This is a genomic window from Streptomyces sp. NPDC058665 (assembly GCF_042714995.1).
Taxonomy (GTDB): domain Bacteria; phylum Actinomycetota; class Actinomycetes; order Streptomycetales; family Streptomycetaceae; genus Streptomyces.
Genome location: NZ_JBHXRX010000152.1, coordinates 1 through 1,054 on the forward strand (window position 1 = coordinate 1; position 1,054 = coordinate 1,054).

At 68.5% G+C, this 1,054-nt stretch carries 1 protein-coding gene; it reads right to left on the reverse strand.

Going from position 1 to position 1,054, the window contains the following annotated elements:
* Positions 1-949, reverse strand: a 949-nt coding sequence (locus ACFWV8_RS38375) for an IS481 family transposase (RefSeq protein WP_384215110.1), incomplete at its 3' end; no start/stop codon positions are given.
* Positions 950-1,054: the final 105 nt, after the last annotated feature.

A 1,054-nucleotide genomic window follows, 5' to 3' on the forward strand; every position in this document is an offset into this window, starting at 1 on the left:
TGTATTGACTCGCAGGGTTGTTGACGCGGGTGATGGGTGGCTTGCCTCCGAGTGCGGTGTGGCCGCGATGGTAGTTGTAGGTGTGCAGGAAGGTGTCGAGGGCTGCGGTTCGCTGCTCGTTGGTGGTGTAGGGCTGCAGGTAGGCCCATTCGTCGAGCAGGGTGCGGTTGAAGCGTTCGACCTTGCCGTTGGTCTGGGGCCGGTAGGGGCGGGTCAGTTTTCCTGTCGCTCCCAGCTCGGCCAGGGTGGCTTTCCAGGCCAGGCCCTTGCGGTAGGACCAGGCGTTGTCGGTGAGGACGCGTTCGATGCGGGTGATGCCGTGGGCGTGGAAGAAGGCGGCCGCGCGGGTGAGGAAGCCGGCGCAGGTCGTGACCTTCTCGTCCGGGTGGATCTCGCTGTAGGCGAGGCGGGAGTGGTCGTCGACGGCGGAGTGGACGTAGTCGAATCCCATGCCGCGGATGGGGCGGCCGGCGTCGCGGCCCAGGGTCCTGTGGCCGCCGCCGTCGGGGATGCGGCCGAGCTTCTTCACGTCCACGTGGATGAGTTCGCCGGGCCGCTCGCGTTCGTAGCGCCGGATCACGGTCCCGGTCGGGCGGTCGAGCCATGCCAGGCGGTTCAGGCCGTGACGGGTCAGGATCCGGTGGACGGTCGAGGCGGGCAGGCCCAGGACCGGGCCGATCCGTGCGGGCCCCAGCTTGCGGTCGGTGCGCAGTCGACAGACGCGGGCCTCGACGACGGCCCGCGTGCGGTGCGGCGTCCTGTGCGGGCGGCTGGACCGGTCGTGCAGTCCGGCGTCGCCCTCCTCCCGCCACCGCCGTACCCACTTGTGAGCCGTGGCCCGCGAGACACCCATCTCGGCCGCCACATGAGCAACCGGGCGACCGGAAAGCACACGCTCGACCAGCAGCCGCCTCCCGAGAACAGTCAGCCGGGCATTACGGTGGGACACGAAGACCTCCGAGTGGTGCAGTCCTAGACAGCTCCACCACACCGGAGGTCTTCGCCATGATCAAGCCCGACCAGTGTCAACAACGCTCGTGATCAATACACCTAG